A 24,045-nucleotide genomic window follows, 5' to 3' on the forward strand; every position below is an offset into this window, starting at 1 on the left:
CGGGCTTGGCGCACGCCCGCGCGCCACCTATCGTCGTGGCCATGCGGAAGTTCCTGATCGGCCTCGCCGTCCTCATCGTGTTCGGCGGCATCTTCTATCTCTGGCTCGCGCGGCCCGACGAGGCGCGGCTGCCCGTCGAGGCGGTGATGGGCAAGTCGCCCGAGATCCTGCCGCCGCGCCGCCAGGTGATCCCGACGGTGCGCATCGCCGAGCCGGTGGGCTGGAACGGCGGCACGCCTGTTGCGGCACCGGGGCTGCGCGTCAACGCCTTCGCCAGCGGCCTCGATCATCCGCGGTGGATGTATCGCCTGTCGAACGGCGACGTGCTGGTGGCCGAGACCAATTCGCCGCCGCGCGAGGGCGGCGGCATCACCGGTTGGGTGATGAAGCTGCTGATGGGCCGTGCGGGCGCCGGCGTCCCCTCGGCCAACCGCATCACGCTGCTGCGCGACGCCAACCGCGACGGCGTGGCCGAAGCGCGCAGCGTGCTGCTCGACGGGCTCAACTCGCCCTTCGGCATGGCGGTGGTGGGCGACTGGCTCTATGTCGGCAACACCGATGCGCTGGTGCGCTACCCGTTCCGCACCGGCCAGACGCGGATCACCGCCGCGCCCGAGAAGATCGTCGATCTGCCCGGCGGCGAGAACCACTGGACGCGCAACATCGTCGCCAGCCCCGATGGCAGCCGCATCTTCGTGGCGGTGGGCTCGGCATCGAACATCGCCGAGAAGGGCCTCGAGATCGAGACCAACCGCGCCGCGATCCTCGAGGTCGATCCCGCGACCAAGCAGTTCCGCGTGTTCGCCGCGGGCTTGCGCAATCCGGTGGGCATGGACTGGAACCCCATCAGCGGCGCCCTGTGGACGGTGGTGAACGAGCGCGACATGCTCGGCTCGGACCTGCCGCCCGATTATCTGGCGCAGGTCGAGTTCGGCGGCTTCTATGGCTGGCCATACAGCTATTGGGGCGGTTACACCGATGCGCGCGTCGAGCCGCAGCGCCCCGATTTGCTCGAATATTCGCGCGGCCCCGATTATGCGCTGGGACCGCACACCGCCTCGCTCGGCCTCAATTTCTCCGACGACATCCGCCTGGGCGGGCGCTTCAACGTCGGCGCGTTCATCGGCCAGCACGGATCGTGGAACCGCGTGCCGCCTTCGGGCTACAAGGTGGTGTTCGTGCCCTTCGGCCCCAACGGCTATCCGCTGCCCGACAGCAAGCCGATCGACGTGCTGACGGGGTTCCTCGACGAGGACGGCGATGCACGCGGGCGCCCGGTTGGCGTCATCGGCGATGCGGGCGGCGCGATGCTCGTGGCCGACGATGTGAGCAACGTGATCTGGCGCGTCAGCCCGGCGGCTGCTCAGTAGCTGAAGCTGCTCGCGGCCTGCACGTAGCGGTCTTCGGGGCTGTAGGCGGTATCGGCGGGGCGGATCGCGTCGGCGGCCGATGCCGATGCAAGCTCGGCCCCGGCATCGGGCGGCATGTAGCCGGCGACGGTATAGGATGGCGCGGCATCGCCGGTCGCAAAGCCGCCGAGCGCAAAGCCGGCGGGTACGCCGAGCATCAGCGCCGGCAGCACGATGAGCATGGTGGTACGCAGCACGCGAAACATGGCGTGTCTCCCCTGTTCGACGCGACTCAATCGCGCGACGAACCGACAGGTTCCGCCGATGGATCGACGAGCAGCGCGCGCAGCCGCGCAAGATCGGCATGCCGCGTCTCCACATCGGAGCGCGGCGCCGCCGTGCGGAAATCGTGCAGCAGCTGGAGCGCGCGCAGCAACGCGTCGAGCGGCGGGCCGCTGGCGGTGATGCCTGCCATATGCGCGCGATCGAGCGTGGCGGCGGGTCCGGCGATGAAGCGATCGACGAGTAGCGCATGATGCTGGCGCGCCGTTTCGGCGAAGCGATCGATCACGCCGAGCAATCCGCCGAGCGCCGCCTGGAACCACGGCGCCGCCGCATGATCGTCGGCCAGCAGCAGCAATTCGTCGAGCAGGCTGCGATGGCGCATGCAGTCGCGCAGCCGAGCCTGATCTTCGGGCAGCATGTAGAGCATCTTGTCGACCAGCAGCTGCGCGTAATGCGGGTCCGAAGCGCGCGTCAGCCCCAGCAGCAGGTCGAGCTCGTTGATGCCTGCGAAATCGCCCGCATTGGCGCCGCGATACTCCTGCCGCCCGACGCGATAGGGTTTGTAATAGGGGCGCACGCTGAAGAAGAAGCGCTCGACGTCGAGCGCCGCGAACAGCCGCGCATTGATGGCGATCGCCTGGTCGAGCGCATGCGCGGCCGCTTCGAACTGTACGTCGGCGACGGGATTGCTCACGCCGAGCGGCACGATGCGGAACAGCGCATCGGCGGCGCGTTGCAGGCACAGGATGCCGCGCGCATTCTCGTCGATGAACAGAAATTCGTCGGCAAGAAAGGTGAAGCTCTTGCGCACGCCGGCCACCGCGCGGTTGCGATGCGCGAGATGCGCCGTGGCGAAGCGCGGGGCCATGCCGATCGACGCGCCCAGATGCAGCGACAGGCTCGAGGCCTCGGCAAAGGGCGAGCGATCCTCGCGCGCAGGATTGGTAAGCTCGTGGCGTCGGAGCGCCGCCATGTAGAGTCCGACATTGCCGAGCACGTCGAACGCGCTGTCGAAGCCCTCGCCGGTATTGCCCTCACGCCACAGGGCCACGATGTGGCCATGCCCCTCGTCCCGGATCGCCGCTTTCAGCGCATCGCCGATCCCCTGGGTGTTGGCGCGGTCGTCCTGCTCGAAATACAGGTTCTCGAGCGCCTCGTTCATCTGCGGAAAGGCGGTGCGAATCCATCGGTCAAAGGCTAGGGTCGCTTGGCTCATGGGGCGCATATGCTCGATACAAGGCGGGAAGAGGCGATGGACGATAGGATCAAGTCACGCTTTTTAATACCCGAGGGCACCTATCTGCTCAGCCATTCGGTCGGCTGCCAGCCGGTTGGCGCGCGCGCCGCGCTGGATGAGGCACTGTTCGCGCCCTGGGCCAATCGCGGCGGCGATGCATGGCCCGGCTGGCTCGCGACAATCGAGGGCTTCCGCTGCGAAGTCGCCGCGCTGATCGGCGCCGATCCGTCGGGCGTGTGCCCGCAGACCAACGTGTCGAGCGCCGTCGCCAAGATCATTCACGCGCTGCCGCAGCGCGAAGGGCGCCGCGTCCTGCTGCTGGGGCATGAGGATTTCCCCTCGATCGGCTTCGTGCTTGCCGAGGCGGCGCGCTATGGCTGGGAAACGCGGTTCCTGCCCGCCGACGCGGATCCTGCCGACCTTGCGACTTGGGAGACCGCGCTGGGCGACGACGTGCAGGCAGCGCTCGTCACCCATGCCTTTTCGAACCGCAGCGCGCTGCTGCCGGTACGGGACATCGCGCGCGCTGTCCGCGCGGCGGGCGCGACGAGCATCGTCGATTGCGTGCAGACGCTGGGCGTGCTGCCCGTCGACGTCGCCGATTGGGGCGCCGACTATGTCGTGGGGTCGAGCGTCAAGTTTCTGTGCGGCGGGCCGGGTGCGGCGTTCCTGTGGGGCAGTGCCGATGCGATCGCGGCGGCGCGCCCCGTCGACACCGGCTGGTTCAGCCACGAAAATCCCTTCGAGTTCGATATCCACCATTTCCGCATGGCCGGCGATGCGCTGCGCTTCTGGGGCGGCACGCCCTCGGTCGCGCCGTTCGCGCTTGCCGCGCATGCGATCGCGATGCTGCGCGAGATCGGCGTCGATGCCATCGCCGAGCATAACCAGGCGCTGATCGACCGGCTGCACGATCGCTGGGGCAGTGGGCATATCCGCTCGGCGACCGAGCGCGGGGCGCGCGGCAATGCGGTGCTGCTCGCCGTCCACGATCCCGCCGCCGCACTCGCGACGCTGCGCGCGCGGGCGATCTATGCCGATGCGCGACAGGGCGCGATCCGCGTTGCGCCACATCTCTACAACGATGATGCCGATATCGACGAGCTGTGCGAGGCGCTGGCGGCGCATCACCCGCGTTCGGCGCATGTCGCCGCCGCCGTCTGACGCGCCGGGCGTTGCATCGCTGCAACAGGATGCCGCAAGGTTATGGCCTGGCCAACACATGCTATGGCCGAATGTGTCATGACTGTTACTTAATGCCCCCAGCCGCGCGGGGACGCGGTCTCCAGGGGGTATTCGCACATGGCTCGACGGTCTCGCTTCGTCACGATTCTACGCACCGGCTGCGCCTTTGCGGGCGTTGCGCTTGCGTTGCCGGCGGCGGGGCAGGACATTGCGCAGGACACCCCGCCCGCAGTGACGCCCAGCGGCGCGGCGCTCCCGGTCTCGCCTGCCGACCAGTCGGCCGGCGAGGAAAGCGGCGAGATCGTCGTCACCGGATCGCTGCTGCGCCGCGACCCCAATGACAGTGCGTTGCCGCTCCAGATCATCACCACGCAGGAATTGCAGCGCAACGCGATCAGCAATCCCGAGCAGCTGATCGGCTTCCTGACCACCAACGGCACGGGATCGGACAACCTAGCCTCGAACGGCGACGTGGTCTCGGGCGCGCAGCGCGGCAACAACGGCGCGTCGTTCGCCAATCTGCGCGGCCAGGGCGCAGGATCGACGCTGATCCTGCTCAACGGCCGCCGCGTCGCCGCGCACGGGCTTTCGGGCGCCGCGGTCGACGTCAACCAGATCCCCTTCGCCGCGCTCGAACGTGTCGAGGTGCTCAAGGACGGCGCGTCGGCGATCTACGGCACCGATGCGATCGGCGGCGTCATCAACTTCATCACGCGCAAGGACTTCGTCGGCATCGGCGCCAACGGCTTCGTCGACATCACCGAGCGCGGCGATGCGCCAATCTACCGCGTGTCGGCGATGGCAGGCTATGGCGACCTGTCGAGCCAGGGCTTCAACATCATGGCCACCGTCAGCCGTGCGTGGAACGGCCAGCTCAACGGCGACCAGCGCGATTTCGTCAACACCTTCCAGCCCGAGCGCGGCCTGTCACCCGATACGCGCGGCACGCCCGTCGGCACGATCTTCCCGCTCAACGCCACGCCGCGGTTCCCGAACGGCACGCTGCTGGGCGGCACCACGGGTGCAGCGCTGGCGCCGTTCCTGCCGGGCAGCACCACGGTGCGCGCGGCAGGCGGCGTCAACATCCTCGATCTGCCCGGCGGCGAAGGCTGTGGATCGGTGCCGGGCCAGGGCCCCTACGCCGACGATCTTTGGGCTGCACCTTCGGCACGCTTCGCCTGCGCCTGGGATACCGGCCGCGCGGCGGTGCTCCAGCAGCCGCTCGATACCGTCACCTATCTGGCGCGCGGCGTCGCACGGCTCGGCGCGCACGAACTGTCGCTCGAGGTGACGGGATCGGACGCGACGGCCACCAAGAAATTCTCGAACGTCCAGCTCATCCCCAACACCACCACGCAGAACTACGCCTTCCCGCTCAACACCGTGAGCGCGCCCGTCTATAACGAGGTGTTCAACCGGCTGGTCGCGGTGTTCCCCACGCTTCAGGATCGTTACGGTCTGCCGATCGCCTATCGCTGGCGCTGCATCGAATGCGGCCAGCGCGAGATCACCACCGACACCGAGACGCTGCGCATCTCGGGCGGCGCCGAGGGGCCGATCACTGACGATTGGCGCTATGTCGCGGGCGCGACCTATTCGGAAAGCCAGTCGCAATCGGTGCTAGGCGGCGGCTATTATTATCGCGACGCGCTGGTCAACGCGCTCAACACCGGCGTCATCAACCCCTTCCTGCTGCCCGGCCAGACGCAGAGCCAGGCAGCGCTCGACCTGCTCGAGAGCACTTCGGCGCGCGGCGTCGTGCTCTATGGCGGCAAATACACGCTGACGCAGATCGATGGCGCGGTCTCGGGCGATCTGTTCCGGCTGCCCGGCGGCGCGGTGCAGCTTGCCGTCGGCCTCGACTATCGGCGCGAGACCTACAGCTTCAACGGCGACCAGCGCGAGGCCGCCGCACGGCCGATCATCATCGCCGCGCCGTTCGACGACGGCAACGCGCTCGATGGCGTCGATCGCGAGATCAAGGCCGCCTATGCCGAAGTGCTGATCCCCATCCTGCCCAGCCTCGAAATCTCGGGCGCGGTGCGCATCGACGACTATACGGGCTTCGGCAACACGACGAATCCCAAGATTTCGGCCAAGTTCCGCCCCATCGACGCGCTGATGTTCCGCGCATCCTATTCGACGGGCTTCCGCGTGCCGACCTTCAACCAGATCTTCAACGGCCGTGCCGAGCAGGTCTATGGCGGCGCCGACCTTGCCGATCCGCTCACCTGCCCCGGCGGCGTGCCCAACACCACCGATCCCAACTGCGTGTCGGTGCGGCCCGACATCATCACCGGCGGCAACCCCAATCTCGATCCCGAGACTGCCGATCTGCTATCGGCGGGCGTCGTGTTCCAGCCCAATGCGATATTCTCGGCGGCGGTCGACTGGTGGCGCATCCAGCGCGACAATACGATCCAGATCTTCCCGACGCGCGACCTCATCAACAATTTCGACCAGTTCCAGGACCGCTTCCTGCGTGGCCCCGCCAACGAGCTGACCGCGATCGACGCGACCTGGGCGAATGCCGGCACCACGGTGACGCAGGGCCTCGAAGTGGCGCTGCGCGGCGGCTTCGAGCTCGACAATGGCAGCCAGATCACCGCCGGGCTGGACGGCACGTGGCTGCTCGAGAAGAAGGAGAAGCTGACCGACGCCGGCGAGTTCATCGACCAGCTCGGCGTGTTCACCTTTGCCGGCGACCTCAACCTGCGCTGGAAGCACAATGCCTTCGTCGCCTATACGAGCGACGACTATGGCGTCACCTTCACGCAGATCTTCCGCAAGGGCTATACCAACCAGGTGCTGCCCGGCGTCGCCAACGGCACGGTAAGCCCGCCCGGCGTGGTCGAGACGACCGACGACTACATCATCTACAATCTGTCGGCCTATGTGAACGTCGCGCCCTATTTCCGGCTGACCGCGGGCGTGAAGAACCTGTTCGACACCGATCCGCCCTTCGCCATCAGCTATGACAGCAACACCGGCGGCGGCAGTTCGTGGGAGCCGCGCGTCGCCGATCCGCGCGGCCGCGCCTTCACGTTCCAGGTCGATTATCTGTTCGATTAAGGGGGCCGGGCGGGGTCGCGCAGCGCGCGGCCCCGTGCGTGCCGGAAACGCTCAGATCAGCCCGGCATGGGCCAGCGCCGCATCGACCGCGGCACGCGACGCCTCGCCCGGCGGCGTCATCGGCAGGCGCAGATCGGGCGCGAAATCGGGGCGCAGCTTCGCCAGCGCATATTTGACCGGGCCGGGCGATGCATCGCTGAACAATGCCAGATGCAATGCGAACAGCCGGTCGTGCAGCGCGAGCGCCTGCGTGTAGTCGCCTCTGGCGCACGCGTGCTGGAACGCGGCGCACAATGCCGGCGCGACATTGGCGGTGACCGACACGCACCCCGCCCCGCCCATCGCCATGAAGGCGAGCGCGGTATCGTCATTGCCCGACAACTGACAGAAACCGGCGCCGCATGCCGCACGCTGCATGGACACGCGCGCGAGTACGCCGGTCGCGTCCTTCACGCCCACGACGATCTTGGGAAACGCCGCGACCAGCCGCGCCATCGTCTCGACATGGATGTCGGTGACGGTGCGCGCCGGCACGTTGTAGAGGATGATCGGCAGTTCACCCTCGCGCGCCAGCAGCTCGAAATGCGCGTACACGCCGTCCTGATTGGGGCGGTTGTAATAAGGCGGCACCAGCAGCGCCGCCGCCGCGCCGGCGGCCTTCGCCGCGCGCATATGCTCGGCCGCCACCATCGTGTCGTTCGATCCGCAGCCCGCGATCACCGGCACGCGGCCGGCGGCCTGTTCGACGCAGACGCCCAGCACGTGGTTGTGTTCGGCGATTGACATCGTCGCCGCCTCGCCCGTGGTGCCGCACGGCACCAGCCCGCTCGATCCCTGCTCGATCTGCCAGTCGATCAGCGCGCGGTACGCGGCCTCGTCGAAGCGCCCGTCGCGGAACGGCGTCGCGAGCGCCGGTATCGAACCCGAGAACATGGAAAGAAATCTGCCCGTCAAGAGGATTTTCGGCGCTGACAGATAGGTCGGGGTCGCATAGTCTGTCCAGCATGCCGGGTATGTTTTCCAAGCTCGCTCTGGTGGTCGCCGGTGTATCGGGCGTCGCCGCTTCCGCTCACATGCTGGCGCCGAGTGCGTTTTCAGCGCAGACATCGCCGCAGCAGACCCGGCCGAGCTGGCCGCCGCCGGGGCTCGATCGCGTGCAGCCCAATGCGCAGGGCGAGGTCGTGCAGCAATTGCCCTCCTATGCCAGCGATCCGCTGGTCCGCGATATCGAGAGGTGGAAGCGTCTTCAGCAATCGGACAGTCTGCCCTTCGCCACCTATGCCGATTTCCTGCTCGCGCATCCGGGCTGGCCGGGCGAGGCATCGCGCCGCGCCACTGCCGAGACGGTGCTCGACAGCGGCGCAAGCAACCCCGCGCTCGTCCTGCGTTTCTTCGATCGCTTTCCGCCGCGCACGTCGGCGGGGCGCGTCCGCCATGCCGAGGCGCTCGCCGCCGCCGGCCGCGTCGCCGAAGCGCGAGAGGCAGCGCGCAAGGCGTGGCGTGCCGGGAGCCTGCGCACCGCCGACGAAGCGAAGCTGATGACGGGCTTCGCCGGCGCGATCCAGCCTGCCGATCACGATGCGCGGATGGATGCGCTGCTCTGGGCAGGCGCCACCAGCGCCGCACAACGGCAGCTCGGCTTCGTCTCGCCGGGCAAGCGCGCACTCTATGCCGCACGCCTTGCCTTCCGCACGCGCGCGCCCGACGCCGCGACGCTGGGCGCGGCGGTAAGCGAGGCCGATCGCAACGACGCAGGCTATATCGCCGACCGCGCGACGTGGCTGCGCGCGAGCAACCAGAGCCCCGCCGCCCGCGCCTATCTGGCGCAGCCGCGCCGGCTCACTGCGCTGCCCGGCGATGTCGAAGCGTGGTACGAGGTGTTGCTCACCCACGCGCGCGCCGCCGCCGCCGATCGGCAATATGCGCTGGCATACGACATCGCGCGTCAGGTCGACGACGCCTATCCGCAGGGCACCGACGTCTCGCAGCAGAGCTATGGCGAGCGCGACGACTATACCTCGCTCGTCTGGCTGGCGGGGCAGAGCGCGATGCGCGACCTTGGCCGCCCGCGCGACGCTACGGCCATGTATGCGCGCTATGCCGGCGGATCGCAGACGCCGCAGACGCAATCGAAGGGTTTCTACTGGGCCGGCCGCGCCGCCGAGGCAGCGGGTGATCGCACCGCCGCCAACGGCTATTACGAGCAGGCCGCGCGCTTCGCCGATTTCTATTACGGCCAGCTTGCCGCCGAGCGGCTGGGGCGCGGCATCCGCCCGCTGCCCGCCGCAACCACGCAGGTTGATCCGGCCGCGCGCGCATCGTTCCAGAATCGCGAGGTGGTTCGTGCCGCGCGGCTGCTGGGGCAGATGGGGCGCGCCGCCGATCAGGGACTGTTCGTCCGCCAGATCGCCGCCGACGCCAAGAGCGAGCAGGACCATGTGCTCGCCGCCGATTTCGCGCGTACGATCAACCGCCCCGACCTCAACGTGATGATCGGGCGCAGCGCCTCGCTCAACGGCCATTTCACGCAGGCGGCGCATGGCTATCCTTCAGTCTCGGTGCCGGGCAACCGCTCCGAGGCATGGACGATGATCCATGCGATCGCGCGGCAGGAGAGCCAGTTCGATCGTGCCGCCGTCAGCCACGCCGGCGCGCGCGGGCTGATGCAGCTGATGCCGGGCACCGCGCGCGAGCAGTCGGGCAAGCTCGGCCTCGGCTACAATCTCGCCGGGCTGACGAGCGATACCGGCTACAACATCCAGCTGGGATCGAGCTATTTCGACCGGATGCTGAGCTATTATGGCGGCAGCTATCCGCTCGCGGTCGCCGCGTACAATGCCGGGCCGGGCAACGTGAACAAGTGGCTGCGCGCCAATGGCGATCCGCGCCAGGGCGTCGACGTGCTCAACTGGGTCGAAGACATTCCGATCTTCGAAACGCGCAACTATGTGCAGCGCGTGCTCGAGAATGCTGTGGTCTATGATCTGCTCAACCCGTCGCGCAGCCGATCGAAAGGACCGAACAACCTCTCCTGGTATCTGGGCAAGCGCCAGCCGGGATGAGCACTGCCCCCGAACGCGCGAACTATATCTCGCCCGCAGGCTATGCCGCCCTCAAGGCCGAATATGACGCGCTGCTGGGCAGCGAGCGGCCCAAGCTGGTCGACGTGATCGCCTGGGCGGCGGGCAATGGCGACCGGTCGGAGAATGGCGACTATATTTATGGCCGCAAAAGGCTGCGCGAGATCGACCGGCGGCTGGGGTTCCTCGCGCGGCGGATGAAAGCGGCGCGCGTCATCGATCCCGCGCGCCAGCCCGACCGCGACCGCGTGTGGTTCGGCGCCACCGTCACCATCGCCGATGAGGACGACGCCACGCGCACCGTCACGCTGGTGGGCGACGACGAGACCGATGCCGCCGCCGGCCGCATCGGCTGGAACGCGCCGATCGCGCGCGCGCTGCGCGGCGCGGCGGTGGGCGATCTGCGCACCGTCCACCTGCCGGCGGGTCCGCGCGAATATGAAGTGGTCGCCATCGCCTATCCGCAGGCGTGATCCGCATGGCTGGAGCGCGAGTGCCTCAGCCCAGCGCCTCGACCTGTTCGGCGAGATCGAGCCAGCGCAGTTCGGCCTCGTCCTTCTCGGCACGCGCGCGGGCAATCGCCGCCATCAGCCGGTCGAACGTGGCCGGATCGCGCGCGTAGAGGTCGGGATCGGCAAGCGCCGCCTCGTCTCGCGCGATCGCGGCATCGAGTTCCTCGATCCGCCGGGGCAGCAGATCATAATCGCGCTGGTCCTTGTAGCTGAGCTTGGCCGCGCGTGGCGGTGGTGGCGCAGCGACGGCCGCGGCAGGCCGCGCCGCCTTCTTCGCCGTAACCCGCGGCCGGCGCTGCGCTTCCCACTCGGCATAGCCGCCCACCACCACATCGACGCTGCCCGATCCGTCGAGCCCCAGCGTCACGGTGACCGTCCGGTCGAGGAAATCGCGGTCGTGGCTGACGATCAGCACCGTGCCTTCGTAATCGGCGATCACCTCCTGCAACAGGTCGAGCGTCTCGAGATCGAGGTCGTTGGTCGGCTCGTCGAGCACCATCAGGTTCGACGGTCGCGCGAACTCGCGCGCCAGCAGCAGCCGCGATCGCTCGCCGCCTGAAAGCGTGCCCACCTTGGCGTCGATCATCTCGGGCGCGAACAGGAATTCCTTGAGATAGCCGTGCACATGCTTGCGCGCGCCCAGCACGTCGATCCACTCGCCGCCATCGGCGAGCACGTCGCGCACGCTCCTGTCGGGCGCCATGCGGCTGCGCTGCTGATCGATGACGACGGGTTCGAGCGCCTTGGCGAGCTTCACCTCGCCGGCATCGGGCGCGATCTGGCCGGTCAGCAGCTTGATGAGCGTCGACTTGCCCGCGCCATTGGGGCCGACGATGCCGATGCGATCGCGCCGCGTCACGCGTAGCGTGAGGTCGCCCAGGATGGTGCGCTCGCCATAGCTTTTGGAGACGCGCTTGGCGTCGATCACGACGCGCGTCTTGCTGTCGTCGGCGGCGGTGGCGAGGTTGGCGGCGCCCTGCATGCCCTGCATCGCCGCGCGTTCGGCGCGCATCTCGTACAGCTTGGTGAGCCGCCCCTGGTTGCGCTTGCGCCGCCCGGTAACGCCGCGCTGGAGCCAGTGCTCCTCGAGCTTGAGCCGCGCATCGAGCTTCTCGGCGGCGCGCTGCTCTTCGGCTGCGACCTGCTCGGTCCATGCCTCGAACCCGCCGAATCCCACTTCGGCGCGGCGGATGCCGCCGCGGTCGAGCCACAGCGTCTGCCGCGTCAGCCGCGTCAGGAACGTCCGGTCATGGCTGATGACGACGAAGGCGCCGCGATAGCGCGCCAGCCATTCCTCGATCCATTCGATCGCGTGGATATCGAGATGGTTGGTCGGCTCGTCGAGCAGCAGCACGTCGGGCGATTGCGCCAGCGCGCGCGCGATGCCCGCGCGTCGCCGCTCGCCGCCGCTCGCGGTCGCGGCCTCGCGCGTCAGGTCGATGCCGAGCTGATCGGCGATCGCCTCGGCCTCGTGGCGCTGCGGCGCGTCGTCGCCCGACAGCACATAGTCGAACAGCGTCTTGCAGCCTTCCATGCGCGGCTCCTGCTCGAGCAGCACCACGCGCGTGCCCGGCACGATCGTGCGGCGACCCTCGTCGGCGTCGATCTCGCCCGCCAGCAATTTCAGCAGCGTCGTCTTGCCCGCACCGTTGCGGCCGATCAGCGCCAGCCGGTCGCGCTCGCCGATATGGATGGTGAGGTCGCGGAACAGCCAGCCGGCCCCCTGGACCAGCCCCAGATTTTCGAACGACAGAACGGGTGCAGCCATGCCGCGCGGTTAGCCGCGCGCGCGCCGGCGGGCAACGCCCCCGGGGTCCAAAACAGGCTGAAGCCTCACAAAGCGGATTGTCGGCTATCGTCCAGAAGTGGACGTTAGCGAGCGACGGGCCGGTAAGTGATACGCACGCCGCCTACTAACTCGTTGCGGTCAAACACGCGAGCCTGCCCGTCGTAAGCGACGAGTAACTCGTTAGGCCCGGTCCACTTCATATCTACCCAAGGGCCGCCCCAAGGCCCGCGCGTGCCGCCATTGTAGCCATCCGCAACGAACGCATTGCCGATCCCCTGCCAGAACCACGGGTCAACAGATAATTGCGTCGTGAAGTCCGTCGTCGAGCCACATTCGCGCATGAACATACTGGCTTGATGCTCGCCAGTGGGCGAGCGAAGCGTTTTGATGGTCTCGCTGGTGCATAGCGCGCCGGAACAGCCTCCAACGCACAGAAGGAAAGGCGCTGCTATTACGAGCGTCCGCATCTAGCGATGCATACGGAATCGTGATCCCACGTCAACGTGCGCCTCCTTGCCTAAACCCGACGTTCGGCTCGTGAGCTGGAGCGGTAATTTACGGGTTCGTGACCTGGTTCAGGCGGCGAGTTCGAGCCGGTCGCGTCCCAGATGCTTGGCGCGGTACAGCGCCGCATCGACCGCGCGCATCATCGGCTCGCGCGCCACGCCGGGTTCGATCCGCGCCAGCCCGGCGCTCACCGTCGCCTGGATGATACCGGCGTTGGCCGGCGTCAGGTTGTTGGCGAAGGCGCGGCGCAGCCGCTCGCATACCTCGTCGGCATGCGCCGTGCCGGCGCCCGGAAGCAGCAGGCCGAATTCCTCGCCGCCCAGCCGCGCCACCAGATCGGTCGCGCGCGTCACCTCGCGGGCGATGCGCGCAAACGCTTCGAGCACGCGATCGCCCGCGTCGTGGCCGAAGCGATCGTTGATCGCCTTGAAATGGTCGATGTCGAAGATCGCCAGCGCGCCGGCCTCGGCGCCGTTGCGCGCCGCCGCCGCGCACAGCCGGTCGAGCGCGTCGTTGAAGGCGCGCCGGTTGGCAAGGCCGGTCAGCGGATCGGTCATCGCCGCGCGCTTCAGTTCGGCCTCGGCAGCCTTGCGCGCCGAGATGTCGATGATCGCACAGACCAGCTCGCCCTGCGATCCCTTGGTCGCGCGGATGCGCGATTCGAGCCAGATGCCGCCATCGATGCGCGGCAGCCCGCGATATTCGATGATGTGCGTCTCGCCCGGGCGCTCGAGCGCGTCGATGCAGGCGCGCCGCACCGCGCGCTTGTGATCGGGATGGATGAGTTCGATCGATTGCGTGCCGACCAGTTCGGCAGGGGTGTAACTGCCGCCGAACTTCTCGACCGATGGCGACAGATAGGTGATGGTGCCCGCCGGATCGATGCTCATGATGACGTCGGTGGCATTGTCGGCAAGCAGCCTGTAGCGCGCCTCGCTCACCGCCAGCCGGTCGAGCACCTCACCGCGCCTGCGCAGATCGGCGGCAGCGGGCAGTACCGCCAGCACCACCGTCGCCAGATAGAATTGCAGGAACTGCACCTTGAACGCCGGCGAGGCATCGACCAGCGCGATCGGTCCCTCGCCGCGCAGCGTCAGCGTCATCGCCATGCCGGCAAGCAGCACGATCGATACTGCGGCACCGATGCGGCCCGCGCGGAACGTGGCCATCATCACCGGCAAGACGGGAAGGAACAGCAAGGGCAGCGCGTGTTGCGAGAAGCAGCCGAACGCCGTGATCCCCACGACCGTCACGATGAATGCCGCCTCGATCCGCTCGCCGCGTGTCGAATGGTGCAACCAGTCGCGCACGTCGCCGCGCAGGGCGAGCATCACGACGGGCGCGAAGATGATGATGCCCAGCGCATGGCCCGCGATCCAATTCACCAGATTGGGGCCGTAATCGGTGCCGGTGACGGCCGAGGCCACCGCGGCGCCGGCCACGCCGGTAATGGTGCATACGCCCAGCCCGCCCAGCAGCAGCACCGCTACCTGATCGATCGAAGCAAGCGTGCTCTCGTCGGGGCGTCGCTCGCGTTGCAGGATCCAGGCGAGCATCGCCGCCTCGGCGACGTTGAGCGCCGCCAGCGGCAACGCGGCCGCTGGCCCGAGCCCCAGCATCGCCGTCACGGCGGCGCTGGCGATGCCCGCGGCGAGCAGCACGCCCGGCCAGTGGCGGCGCGGCATGTCGACCAGGAAAGGCGCGAGCACCGCCGTGGCGATCCACATGCACGCAACGCCGCCGCCATAGCGCGTGAACAGCACAGGGCCGATCGTCGCCGCGACATATCCGATGCCCGTTATCCAGAGGCGGCGCGACGGCAGAATGGAGCGCGGGAACGACGGCATCGCCGCGTCATAGCGCGGGCGCGGTTAACGAAATTCACCACGTCCGCGCGCGAAACGTCGCAAAATCAGCCGCGCGCGATGGTCCAGGCGTCGCGTTCGCGACGGCGCTCGCGAACCTGTTCGATCGGACCGGTGCACACGCCGCGCTCGAGGTCGACGTCGATCATCGCGTCGCGCTCGAACGTCGCGTTCCCGGTGATGACGATGCCGCCGTCGCGCGCCGCGCCGCGCACGAAGCCGCCGCGATTGCGCACCAGCACGTGGCTGCCTGTTGCAATACGGCCCGTCAGCGCGGCGGCGTGTATCGACGCGCCCATCGCGCTGCCGCAACTGTCGGTCAGCCCAACGCCGCGCTCATAGGTGCGCACGTACAGCCCCCGCGCATCGGCAGTGACGAAGCTGACGTTGCAGCGGCGCGGCACCAGCGCGGGTGCGGCCTCGCACCAGTCGCCCAGGGCCACGAGCTCGCCCTCGTCGATGGCGTCGACGAACGTCACCAGATGCGGGTTGGGCATCGCCACCGCGGTGAAGCGCCGCGCGCTCGGCAGACCGGGAACAATGGCGTCGATGATCTCGCCGGCGGGCAGCGCAAGCCCGACATCGCCGATCGCCGTCGATACCGCGCGCGTGAAGGTCGATACCGAAACGACGCTGGGCGCGATTGGATCGGCCAACGCCACTTCGGCCATGCTGGTGGGCAGCGAAGCGGTCGCCGCGCGCAGCCCCGTCGCCTCGAAGCCCAGTCGCGCCACGCAGCGCAGACCGTTGAGGCACGTCTCGGCCTCGCTGCCATCGGGATTGAGCATCCGCTGGCCGAACGCCGCGCCATTGCGCCCCGGCACCAGCAGCAGCAGCCCGTCGCCCCCCACCGGCCCCGCCCGGTCGGCCAGCGCGCGCGCCGCCATCGCCCACTGCGCGTCGGACAGCACGATCGCACGCGCGTCGATCAGCGGGAAGTCGTTGCCCGATCCCTGGCACTTGATGAAGGAGAAGCGCATCGCCGTCACCTAGGTCGCGCGGCGTCCGGCGACAATGCCCGCGATTGAAGCGCGCGGTCCGCGCGGCTAGGGTCGCGGGCGCTGCCACGGGGCAGTGCGTTGGCGGAGCGGCATGGACGGTATCCTATTCCTGCTCTTGCTGCTGCTCGGCGGCCTGCTCGCCAATATGCGCCGCCGCGTCGCCATGCTCGAACGCGAGCAGGCCGAGTTGCGCGGCGAGATCGCGCGCATGACTGGGCCATCGCCTCAGCCGCGAGCGATGCCGGCTACGACCGTCGCCGATCGCTCCGTCCGCACGCCCACCGTCACGCCGCCGCCCGTCGAGCAACCCGCTGCGCCGCCGGAACCATTGCCGACGACCGAATCCGAACTCACACGCTTCGATTTCGAAACGCTGGTGGGCGGGCGCCTGCCCATCTGGATCGGCGGCGCCGCGCTGGTGCTGGCGGGCTTCTTCCTGGTTCGCGTCGCGATCGACAGCGGGCTGATCGGCCCGGCGGTGCGTGCGACGCTTGCCGGCCTGTTCGCGCTGCTGCTCATCGCCGCGAGCGAGGTCGCACGGCGCCTGCCCGCCACGCGCGACGATCCGCGCGTCGGCCAGGTGCTCGCCGGCGCGGGCATCGCCAGCGCCTATGGCACCTTGTATCTGGTGGCGGCGATCTATCGCCTGGTCGCTCCGCTCCCCGCTTTCGTGATGATGCTGGCGATCACCGGCGCCGCGCTTGGCCTCGCCATCCGGCAGGGCCCGCCTACCGCGGTGATGGCGCTCTTGGGCGGCTTCGCAGCGCCCCTCGTGGCCGGCTATGATGCCGCCGGCCTCGGTGCGCTCCTCACCTATCTCGGCCTGTTCATCGCCGCGCTATTTGGGCTTGCGCGCAATCGCGGCTGGACGTGGCTGACGGTGGCGGCGGCGCTCGCGGGCTTCGGCTGGGTCAATTTCCTCGCGGTGGTCGAGGGTGGCGATGCCGTGTCGTCGACCGGCCTGTTCGTAGTCGCGCTCGCCATCGCGACTACGCTCGCGCTGCCTGCCACCGGCGCGCGCTGGCCGTGGCTGCGCGTCGCGCCGCTCGTTGCGGGGCTGGTGCAGCTCTTCGTGTTCGCGCCCGTACTTGCCTATGATGCGCTGGCATGGGGCTTCCACCTCGTGCTCGTCGGCGCCGCATTGCTGCTCGGCTGGCGCGACCGGACGCTGCTCCCCGCCGCGGTGGTTGCGGCCGCGCTCACCGTGGCGATGATCGCGCTGACCGGCGCGCAGCCGCAGCCGGGCATGACGCTGATAATTGCCGCCGTCGCCACGCTGATCCTCGCCGTGCCGGGCCTGCTGCTGTCGCGTAGCGCACGGCCCTGGGCGCTGATCGCCACGATCGGCCTCGCCGGCCCCGTGCTCGCCGCGCACGGCGCCTCACCGTCGCTGCTGCCGCTGGCGCTCTGGTCGCTGGTCGAGGCAGTCGCAGCCCTGCTGCTCGGATGGCTGAGCTGGCGCCATCGCGATCGTGCCGCCGGCGTCGATGCCGGGCTGCTCGGCGGTGCGCTCGGGGCCGTCGCGTGCGGCGTCACCGCGCTCGCCGGCTGGTTCGGCGTCGGCGCGCTCGGCAGCGCGCTCGCGCTCGCGATGCTCGGCCTCCACGCCTGGGCACGCCGCACCGGCGCGCCCGCACTGCTCCCGGCGCTTGCTGCCCCGTTCGCCGCCGCCGCGATCGCCGCGACGCTGCCGGCGCTGGCGCTCATTGGCGTCGCGATCGAGTCCTTGTTCGGCGATCGACTTTCCTTTGCCGGTCTGCCGCCGGCGGGCGACGTGCTGCGCTACATCACACCGCCCGCGGGCATGGCGCTGGCCATTGCGATCCTGTCCCCCGTCGCCTTCGGCCGTTTCCGCCGCATCGTCGTGCCGCTGGCGGTGATTGGCGTGGCGGCCACGCTCTACGTCCTCGCAAAGCAGCCGCTGGCGATCGACACGCCCGAGCGATTCCTCGACTGGGGTTTCATCGAGCGCGCGCTCATCACGCAGGCATTGCTGCTCGGAGCGTGGCTCCTCGCCCGCGCCGGCCGCGCGCGCCGCAGCGCCGACACGCTGCTCGTCATCGGTCTCGCGCGCATCGCATGGTTCGATCTGCTGCTGCTCAATCCCGTCGCGGTCGAACAGGCGGTCGGCAGTCTGCCGCTGCTCAACGCCGCGGTGCTGCACCCCGCCCTGGCCGCGCTGGTCTGCTGGCGCTGGCCCAATCCGGGGCGCCGCGTGCGCATCGCCGCGATGGTGCTGACGCTTGCGGCGGCGCTCGCGCTCGTGCGTCAGGTCGCGCACGGCACGCTGCTCACCGGCCCCGTAGGCGTCGCCGAGAATTGGGGCTATTCGGCCGCGATGCTGATCCTGTCGGCGCTCTGGCTGTGGCGCGGCATCGTCGGCGGCGCGCGCGAGCTGCGTTATGCGGGTCTTGGCCTCGCACTTATCGTCTCGCTCAAGGTGTTCACCATCGATGTAGCGTTCGAGGGATTGTTGCGCGTCGTGTCGTTCCTCGGCATCGGCGTCGCGCTCATCGCGATCAGCTGGGTCTATACGCGCTTCGTCACCCCCGCGAGCCGCCGGGCAGCCGATAGTGATCCGCCACCCGATCGAGCGCCAGCATGAGCACCACGCGCCCCGCGCGCGCCGGCCAGCCGAGCGCCTTTTCGGCCACCGGCATGCCCTCGCCCGCGCACACCACGCGCCACAATATGTCGGCCAGCCCCGGCCCCGCCGCGGCGATCGCGGCATCGAAGCGGCGCTTGGCCGATAGCTGCGCCAGTGTTGGGTCGAGCGCCTCGGGCGCCGCGCGTCGCCCACGTGCAGCGGGTGCTGCGTCCCACGCCATCGTCACGCGCGAGCCCAGGCTCGCCGTCTCGTAATCGGCGCGCAGCCGCTCGCCCGCCTCGAACCGCCGCGCATCGACCAGCCCGCGCGCGCGCAGCCAGCTGAGCGGCGATTCGGCGCGATTGACGCGCACCGATCGGCGCCCGCGCTCCGGCGGCCGCTCGCTCGCGCGCCCATCCTCGAAAGCCACGTCGGCCAGATCGCGCATCGCCGTTCCTCCATTCGATTCGCATGCCCGCTTGCCATTTAGGTGCTGATGTAGGAAAGTGATTTATCCTATCTGGTTTTTGGGGTCGGAATGATAACCGCCATTCGTGAAGTGCGCCGCGCACGCAATCTGACGCTCGAAGACGTCGCGCGGCGCTGCGATCCGCCCACCACCGCGCAGACGATCGGCCGGCTCGAAACGGGCATGCGCACCGTCTCGGTCGGCTGGCTCAATCGCATCGCCGCTGCCCTCGGCGTCGATGCGGCCGATCTGGTGCGCCTGCCCGAACGGCCCGACATCGCCGTTGCCGCGCTGCTAGACGGCAATGGCGCCACTGCCCCGCAACGCGCCGCCAGCGTGGTGCCGCCGCGCGCCGAGCCCGATATGGTCGCGGTGCTCGTGCGCGCCGCCGTTGCTGACTATCGCGCCGGCGATCAGCTATGGTGCCGCCGCCTCGCGCCCGACGCCTTTGCGAGCGCGCTCAATCGCGACGTGCTCGTGCCGGGCCGTGCCGGCCGCTACGGCTTCGGCCGGCTGGTGCAGCACGATGGCCTCGCGCTGCTCCCGCTCGATCGCGGCGCGCGCGCTGAGCCGCTTGGCGATCCGGCGTGGATCGCCGTCGCCACCCAGTTGGTCCGCGCGCTCTGACCCTTAGCCGGTTGCCAATCTGTTCCGCGCGGCCGATAAGCCGCCGATGCTGCGCTTTCCTGCTCTCCACGCCAGCCATGCCGGCGTCTGGATCGCCGATGACGAAGGTGTGCGCGGCCTGTCGCGCGGCGAGGCGATCCGCATCGCCGCCGACACGCCCGTCATCCTGCTCAACGCGCCGCTCGGCGGGCAGCGGCTCGGCTATGCCGATCTGTCGGGTCTCGATCTGCTCGAGCTGTTCGCCTTCCTGTTCCCTGCGCGCTTCGCGGTGCCGACGCCTGCCGGCCTCGCGCGCGCGCTCGGCATCGCGCCGCCTGCCGACGAGGCCGCCGTCGCGCCGTTCCTGCGTGACGCGACGCTGGCACTGCTCGCCACGCTCGACGGCGACTGGCCCGAGCGCGAAGGCGCATGGACGGCGGCACAGTCGCTCGCCCGCGCGCGCTGGCCCTGGGCGCCGTTGATCGCGCACCGCATCGCCAAGCCGAGGACCGCCGAACGCTGGCTGTTCGCGCGCCTGCCCGAATGGGAGGAAGCCGCGCCGCGCCCCGCGCCGCGCACGGTGACGATCGACGAGGATGCCGTGCTCACCCGCCTGCACGGCCTGACGGGCGCCGGCGCCGAGACGCGGCCCGGCCAGCGCAGCTTCGCCACTGCCGCCGCGCAGGCCTTCGCCCCGCGCGCGGTGCGCGATGCGCCCAATCTTGTGCTCGCCGAAGCGGGCACCGGCATCGGCAAGACCCTGGGCTATCTCGCCCCCGCCTCGCTCTGGGCCGAGCGCGCGGGCGGCGCCGTCTGGGTGTCGACCTTCACCAAGGCGCTGCAACGCCAGCTGGGGCATGAAGGCGCGCGGCTCATCGCCGACCCCGCCGAACGCCGCCGCCGCATCGTCACGCGCAAGGGCCGCGAGAATTATCTCTGCCTGCTCAATCTCGAGGATGCGTTGCAGGGCGGTTTCGCCGGCCGCGCCGCAATCCTCGCGCATCTGGTCGCGCGCTGGGCCGCCTACAGCGCCGATGGCGACATGGTGGGCGGCGACCTGCCCGGCTGGCTGCCGCAACTGTTCCGCCGCAACGGCTCGACCGCGCTCACCGATCGGCGCGGCGAGTGCGTCTATGCGGGTTGCCCGCATTATCGCAAATGCTTCATCGAACGCGCCGCGCGCGCCAGCGTCGAGGCCGATCTGGTGATCGCCAACCACGCACTGGTGATGGTCAACGCAGCGCGCGGGCGCGAGGCTGCCAGCCGCCCCACGCGCTATGTGTTCGACGAGGGGCATCACCTGTTCGAGGCCGCCGATTCGATGTTCGGCGTCGCGCTCTCGGGCAGCGAGACGATCGAACTGCGTCGCTGGGTGACCGGCCCCGAGGGCACTGCGCGCGGTCGCCGTCGCGGGCTTGCCGCGCGCCTCTCCGACGTTGCCAGCTATGACGAGGCCGGCGGCCGCGCGATCAACGACGCGGTCGAGGCCGCGCGCGCACTCGCGTCCGACGGCTGGATCGGCCGCATCGCCGAGGGGCAGCCCTTCGGCGCGATCGAGCGGCTGCTCGCCGCCGTGCGCGGCCTCGTCTATGCGCGCGCCACCGACGGCGCCGAAGATGCCGGCTACGGCCTCGAAACCGAACTCGCCGAGCCCGATGCCGCGCTGGTCGAAGCCGCCGCCGACGCTGCGCACGCGCTCGACGCGCTGCTGCGCCCGCTGGTCGCGCTCGGTCGCCGGCTCGAGGCGGTGCTTGCCGACGCGCCCGACTGGATGGACGCGCCGGCGCGCGCGCGCATCGAAGGCGCGATCGCCTCGCTCGGGTGGCGCGCCGATACCGTCGCGGCATGGAGCGCGCTCGCGCAGCGCATCGGCGGCCCCGCCGACCCCGATTTTGTCGACTGGCTTGCGGTCGATCGCGTCGAGGGCCGCGAATGGGACATCGGCGTGCATCGCCGCTGGCTCGATCCGATGCGCCCCTTCGCCGAAGCGGTGCTCAAGCCCGCGCACGGCGTGCTCGTTACCTCGGCCACGCTGCGCGCCGGCGGCGACTGGGACATGGCCGATGCGCGCGCCGGCGCACCGCATCTCGTGCGCCCGCCGACGCGCTTCGAGGCGCCCAGTCCCTTCGACTATGCGGCGCGCGCGCGCGTGTTGCTCGTCACCGATGTCAAGCGCGGCGACCTGCCCGGGCTCGCCAACGCCTATGCCCGGCTTATCGCGGCGGCGGGCGGCGGTACGCTGGGGCTGTTCACCGCGATCCGCCGGCTTCGCTTCGTCCATGCGCGCATTGCCGACCGGCTAGCGCGCGAGGGGCTGCCGCTGCTCGCCCAGCATGTCGACCCCATCGACACCGGCACGCTGGTCGACATCTTCCGCGACGATCCGCGCGCTTCGCTCATCGGCACCGACGCGCTGCGCGACGGCGTTGACGTACCCGGCCGCTCGCTTCGGCTGGTGGTGATGGAAGGCGTGCCCTGGCCCAAGCCCGGCGTGCTGCACGCCGCGCGCCGTCTCGCCGAAGGCGGACGCGAGCATGACGACCGCATCGTGCGTGCGCGGCTGGCACAGGCCTTCGGCCGCCTCATCCGCCGCGCCGACGACGCCGGCGCCTTCGTGCTGCTCTCCTCCGCCTGCCCCAGCCGTCTGCTTACGGCCTTTCCGCCGGGCACGCCGATCGACAAGGTGACGCTCGACGATGCCGTCGAGATGGCGCGCGGGCTGGCCAAGGGCCCCGGCATCGGGCAAGAGGCGACCGAACGCGCCTGACGGAGAGAACATGCCGACGCTGACGCTGCTGCGCCACGCCAAGTCGAGCTGGAACGATCCGGTATCGCGCGACTTCGACCGGCCATTGAACGCGCGCGGTCGCAAGGCCGCGGTCACGATGGGCCGCGAATTGCGCCGTGAGGGGCTGGCCTTCGATCACGTCATCGCCTCCCCCGCTACTCGCGTAACCGAGACGATCGACGGCTTCGCCCAAGGGTTCGGCGAGACGATGGCGCCTGCATGGGATCGCCGCATCTATCTGGCTTCCGCCGCAACGCTCATCGACGTGCTGCACGGCCTGCCGGCCGATGCCGCAAGCGCGCTGATGGTCGGCCACAATCCGGGGCTCGAGGATTTGGTGCTGCTGCTCGTGCCCGACACCGCCGGCGATGCGCTGCGCGCCGAGGTCGAGATCAAATATCCGACGGCGGCGGTCGCGACGCTCGAATGGGAGGGCGGCTGGGCCGATCTGCGCGAGGGCGGCGCGCGGCTGACGCGCTTCGTGCGTCCCCGCGATCTCGACGCGTCGCTCGGCCCCGACGGCGATTGAGCCGCCGCAGGCCGCCTTAGAAATCGATCGCGATACCCTTCAGCTCCCAGTCGCCATAGCGCACGGGGTTTTGCCCCAATGGATCGTCCTTCGATTCAGGCACGGGTTCGGGGGCCGGCACCGGCGGGCTTTTCGAAAGATATTCCGGGGGTTTCACATGCTCGGGACGCTTGCCCATCGCTCGCTCCGTCGAAATTGAAAATCGGCGTGGTTGCGCCCACATCGGTGCCCGAAGGAGCGAGTGCAAGTGAACCAGGTGAAGACGACGATGCTGCTGGCGGCGCTGACCGCGCTGTTCATGGGACTGGGTTTCATGATCGGCGGGCGCGCGGGCGCGATGCTCGCGCTGATCGTCGCGGCGGGCATGAACCTGTTCACCTTCTGGAACGCCGACAAGATCGTGCTCAGGATGCACGGCGCGCGTCAGGTGGATGACGCCTCGGCGCCCGAATTCGTCAGCATGGTGCGCGAACTGGCGCAGCGCGCGCAGCTGCCGATGCCCAAGGTCTACATCATCGATTCGCCGCACCCCAACGCCTTCGCCACCGGCCGCAATCCTGAGAACGCCGCAGTCGCAGCCACCACCGGCCTGATGCAGATCCTCGATCGCGAGGAAATCCGCGGCGTGATGGCGCACGAACTGGCGCATGTGAAGAACCGCGACACGCTCATCATGACGATGGTGGCGACGATCGCGGGTGCCATCTCGATGCTCGCCAATTTCGGACTGTTCTTCCGCTCGGGTGACGATCGCGGATCGATGTTCGCCACCATCGCGGCGGTGATCGTCGCGCCGTTCGCGGCGATGATCGTGCAGATGGCGATCAGCCGCACGCGCGAATATGGCGCCGATCGCGGTGGCGCCGAGATTTCGGGCAACCCGCAGGCGCTCGCCTCGGCACTCGCCAAGCTCGCGCAGGGTGCCGCGCGCACGCCCAATCCCGTGAGCGAGCGCAATCCTGCTGCCGCCCAGCTCTATATCGTGCCGACCGGCGTCGGCGAGCTGTTCTCGACGCACCCCGACACCGGCAAGCGCATCGCCGCATTGCAGGCGATCGCGGACGAGATCGGCAGCTCGCCGCCCGCTCCCGGCCGCTTCGAGGTGCCCGGCGCCCGCCGCGGGGCATCGGTGCCGCCCACCTCGCGCCGCCGTTCGAGCGCGCTCGACCCGCACGGCCGCTGAC

Annotated in this window: 18 protein-coding genes; 10 read left to right on the plus strand and 8 right to left on the minus strand. The window is 69.5% G+C overall.

The annotated features are described in order from the left end of the window. Positions 1-41: 41 nt before the first annotated feature. Positions 42-1,370 (plus strand): PQQ-dependent sugar dehydrogenase, encoded by a 1,329-nt coding sequence (locus FBR43_RS01450; RefSeq protein WP_136941455.1) that lies wholly within the window; start codon positions 42-44, stop codon positions 1,368-1,370. Here FBR43_RS01450 and FBR43_RS01455 read toward each other — a convergent pair. Together FBR43_RS01455 and FBR43_RS01460 are read right to left on the minus strand one after the other, a co-directional pair. Then, positions 1,364-1,615: a hypothetical protein gene (locus FBR43_RS01455; RefSeq protein ID WP_136941456.1), complete on the minus strand. Its 252-nt coding sequence runs from the start codon at positions 1,613-1,615 to the stop codon at positions 1,364-1,366. The genes FBR43_RS01450 and FBR43_RS01455 overlap by 7 nt on opposite strands. Before the next feature lie 26 nt (positions 1,616-1,641). Beyond that, a complete protein-coding gene (locus FBR43_RS01460; protein WP_212611867.1) occupies positions 1,642-2,850 on the minus strand; it encodes a PrnB family protein in 1,209 nt (402 codons plus the stop codon). A gap of 36 nt (positions 2,851-2,886) precedes the next feature. Here FBR43_RS01460 and FBR43_RS01465 point away from each other — a divergent pair, with 36 nt between their 5' ends. Both FBR43_RS01465 and FBR43_RS01470 read left to right on the plus strand, forming a co-directional pair. Beyond that, on the plus strand, positions 2,887-4,035 hold the full coding sequence (locus FBR43_RS01465; RefSeq protein ID WP_169542430.1) for an aminotransferase class V-fold PLP-dependent enzyme: 1,149 nt from the start codon (positions 2,887-2,889) through the stop codon (positions 4,033-4,035). A gap of 138 nt (positions 4,036-4,173) precedes the next feature. Then, on the plus strand, positions 4,174-7,128 hold the full coding sequence (locus FBR43_RS01470) for a TonB-dependent receptor domain-containing protein (RefSeq protein WP_136941459.1): 2,955 nt from the start codon (positions 4,174-4,176) through the stop codon (positions 7,126-7,128). 51 nt (positions 7,129-7,179) lie between these two features. Here FBR43_RS01470 and dapA read toward each other — a convergent pair whose 3' ends face one another. Beyond that, on the minus strand, positions 7,180-8,061 hold the full coding sequence (gene dapA / locus FBR43_RS01475; RefSeq protein ID WP_136941460.1) for a 4-hydroxy-tetrahydrodipicolinate synthase: 882 nt from the start codon (positions 8,059-8,061) through the stop codon (positions 7,180-7,182). Between the two features lie 80 nt (positions 8,062-8,141). Here dapA and FBR43_RS01480 point away from each other — a divergent pair, with 80 nt between their 5' ends. Both FBR43_RS01480 and greB read left to right on the plus strand, forming a co-directional pair. After that, on the plus strand, positions 8,142-10,190 hold the full coding sequence (locus FBR43_RS01480; RefSeq protein ID WP_394344005.1) for a lytic transglycosylase domain-containing protein: 2,049 nt from the start codon (positions 8,142-8,144) through the stop codon (positions 10,188-10,190). Further along, positions 10,187-10,681, plus strand: a complete 495-nt coding sequence (gene greB / locus FBR43_RS01485) for a transcription elongation factor GreB (protein WP_136941462.1) — start codon at positions 10,187-10,189, stop codon at positions 10,679-10,681. Before FBR43_RS01480 ends, greB begins: the two co-directional genes overlap by 4 nt. Positions 10,682-10,706: 25 nt before the next feature. Here the strand turns inward: greB and FBR43_RS01490 are convergent, their stop codons facing one another. The 3 genes from FBR43_RS01490 to dapF all read right to left on the minus strand — a co-directional run bounded on the left by FBR43_RS01490 (position 10,707) and on the right by dapF (position 15,861). Further along, on the minus strand, positions 10,707-12,488 hold the full coding sequence (locus FBR43_RS01490) for an ABC-F family ATP-binding cassette domain-containing protein (protein ID WP_136941463.1): 1,782 nt from the start codon (positions 12,486-12,488) through the stop codon (positions 10,707-10,709). Positions 12,489-13,084: 596 nt separating this feature from the next. Beyond that, on the minus strand, positions 13,085-14,863 hold the full coding sequence (locus FBR43_RS01500) for a sensor domain-containing diguanylate cyclase (protein ID WP_136941465.1): 1,779 nt from the start codon (positions 14,861-14,863) through the stop codon (positions 13,085-13,087). 65 nt (positions 14,864-14,928) lie between these two features. Beyond that, positions 14,929-15,861, minus strand: coding sequence for a diaminopimelate epimerase (gene dapF, locus FBR43_RS01505; RefSeq protein ID WP_169542431.1), 933 nt, complete (start codon positions 15,859-15,861; stop codon positions 14,929-14,931). Between the two features lie 112 nt (positions 15,862-15,973). On the opposite strand from dapF, the gene FBR43_RS01510 reads away from it, so the two are divergent. Further along, complete coding sequence (locus FBR43_RS01510; protein ID WP_136941467.1) at positions 15,974-18,487, plus strand: DUF2339 domain-containing protein; 2,514 nt, start codon at positions 15,974-15,976, stop codon at positions 18,485-18,487. Here the strand turns inward: FBR43_RS01510 and FBR43_RS01515 are convergent. After that, positions 18,426-18,917 (minus strand): DUF6456 domain-containing protein, encoded by a 492-nt coding sequence (locus FBR43_RS01515; RefSeq protein WP_136941468.1) that lies wholly within the window; start codon positions 18,915-18,917, stop codon positions 18,426-18,428. The two genes, FBR43_RS01510 and FBR43_RS01515, sit on opposite strands and share 62 nt — an antisense overlap. 90 nt (positions 18,918-19,007) lie before the next feature. On the opposite strand from FBR43_RS01515, the gene FBR43_RS01520 reads away from it, so the two are divergent. From FBR43_RS01520 to FBR43_RS01530, 3 genes are read left to right on the plus strand one after another with little or no spacing between them, the layout of a single operon-like run. Beyond that, the gene (locus FBR43_RS01520) at positions 19,008-19,565 is read left to right on the plus strand and encodes a helix-turn-helix domain-containing protein (protein WP_136941469.1); all 558 of its coding nucleotides are present in this window, start codon (positions 19,008-19,010) and stop codon (positions 19,563-19,565) included. Positions 19,566-19,611: 46 nt separating this feature from the next. Further along, positions 19,612-22,311: an ATP-dependent DNA helicase gene (locus FBR43_RS01525; protein ID WP_136941470.1), complete on the plus strand. Its 2,700-nt coding sequence runs from the start codon at positions 19,612-19,614 to the stop codon at positions 22,309-22,311. 10 nt (positions 22,312-22,321) lie between these two features. After that, on the plus strand, positions 22,322-22,861 hold the full coding sequence (locus FBR43_RS01530) for a SixA phosphatase family protein (protein WP_136941471.1): 540 nt from the start codon (positions 22,322-22,324) through the stop codon (positions 22,859-22,861). Positions 22,862-22,877: 16 nt separating this feature from the next. Here the strand turns inward: FBR43_RS01530 and FBR43_RS01535 are convergent, their stop codons facing one another. Then, positions 22,878-23,039 (minus strand): DUF1674 domain-containing protein, encoded by a 162-nt coding sequence (locus tag FBR43_RS01535; protein ID WP_136941472.1) that lies wholly within the window; start codon positions 23,037-23,039, stop codon positions 22,878-22,880. A 69-nt stretch (positions 23,040-23,108) separates the two neighbouring features. Between FBR43_RS01535 and htpX the strand changes: the two genes are divergently transcribed. Then, on the plus strand, positions 23,109-24,044 hold the full coding sequence (htpX, locus tag FBR43_RS01540; RefSeq protein ID WP_136941473.1) for a zinc metalloprotease HtpX: 936 nt from the start codon (positions 23,109-23,111) through the stop codon (positions 24,042-24,044). Position 24,045: the final 1 nt, after the last annotated feature.

The organism is Sphingomonas baiyangensis, from assembly GCF_005144715.1.
GTDB lineage: Bacteria > Pseudomonadota > Alphaproteobacteria > Sphingomonadales > Sphingomonadaceae > Sphingomonas > Sphingomonas baiyangensis.

Bases quoted from the DNA above. Each gene is read 5' to 3' on its own strand.
- FBR43_RS01535 (WP_136941472.1), bottom strand. From the start codon at position 23,039: ATGGGCAAGCGTCCCGAGCATGTGAAACCCCCGGAATATCTTTCGAAA.
- FBR43_RS01470 (WP_136941459.1), top strand. From the start codon at position 4,174: ATGGCTCGACGGTCTCGCTTCGTCACGATTCTACGCACCGGCTGCGCC.
- FBR43_RS01460 (WP_212611867.1), bottom strand. From the start codon at position 2,850: ATGAGCCAAGCGACCCTAGCCTTTGACCGATGGATTCGCACCGCCTTT.
- FBR43_RS01525 (WP_136941470.1), top strand. From the start codon at position 19,612: ATGCTGCGCTTTCCTGCTCTCCACGCCAGCCATGCCGGCGTCTGGATC.
- FBR43_RS01515 (WP_136941468.1), bottom strand. From the start codon at position 18,917: ATGCGCGATCTGGCCGACGTGGCTTTCGAGGATGGGCGCGCGAGCGAG.
- FBR43_RS01530 (WP_136941471.1), top strand. From the start codon at position 22,322: ATGCCGACGCTGACGCTGCTGCGCCACGCCAAGTCGAGCTGGAACGAT.
- FBR43_RS01500 (WP_136941465.1), bottom strand. From the start codon at position 14,863: ATGCCGTCGTTCCCGCGCTCCATTCTGCCGTCGCGCCGCCTCTGGATA.
- FBR43_RS01510 (WP_136941467.1), top strand. From the start codon at position 15,974: ATGGACGGTATCCTATTCCTGCTCTTGCTGCTGCTCGGCGGCCTGCTC.
- FBR43_RS01520 (WP_136941469.1), top strand. From the start codon at position 19,008: ATGATAACCGCCATTCGTGAAGTGCGCCGCGCACGCAATCTGACGCTC.
- dapF (WP_169542431.1), bottom strand. From the start codon at position 15,861: ATGCGCTTCTCCTTCATCAAGTGCCAGGGATCGGGCAACGACTTCCCG.
- FBR43_RS01455 (WP_136941456.1), bottom strand. From the start codon at position 1,615: ATGTTTCGCGTGCTGCGTACCACCATGCTCATCGTGCTGCCGGCGCTG.
- greB (WP_136941462.1), top strand. From the start codon at position 10,187: ATGAGCACTGCCCCCGAACGCGCGAACTATATCTCGCCCGCAGGCTAT.
- FBR43_RS01480 (WP_394344005.1), top strand. From the start codon at position 8,142: ATGTTTTCCAAGCTCGCTCTGGTGGTCGCCGGTGTATCGGGCGTCGCC.
- dapA (WP_136941460.1), bottom strand. From the start codon at position 8,061: ATGTTCTCGGGTTCGATACCGGCGCTCGCGACGCCGTTCCGCGACGGG.
- FBR43_RS01490 (WP_136941463.1), bottom strand. From the start codon at position 12,488: ATGGCTGCACCCGTTCTGTCGTTCGAAAATCTGGGGCTGGTCCAGGGG.
- FBR43_RS01465 (WP_169542430.1), top strand. From the start codon at position 2,887: ATGGACGATAGGATCAAGTCACGCTTTTTAATACCCGAGGGCACCTAT.
- FBR43_RS01450 (WP_136941455.1), top strand. From the start codon at position 42: ATGCGGAAGTTCCTGATCGGCCTCGCCGTCCTCATCGTGTTCGGCGGC.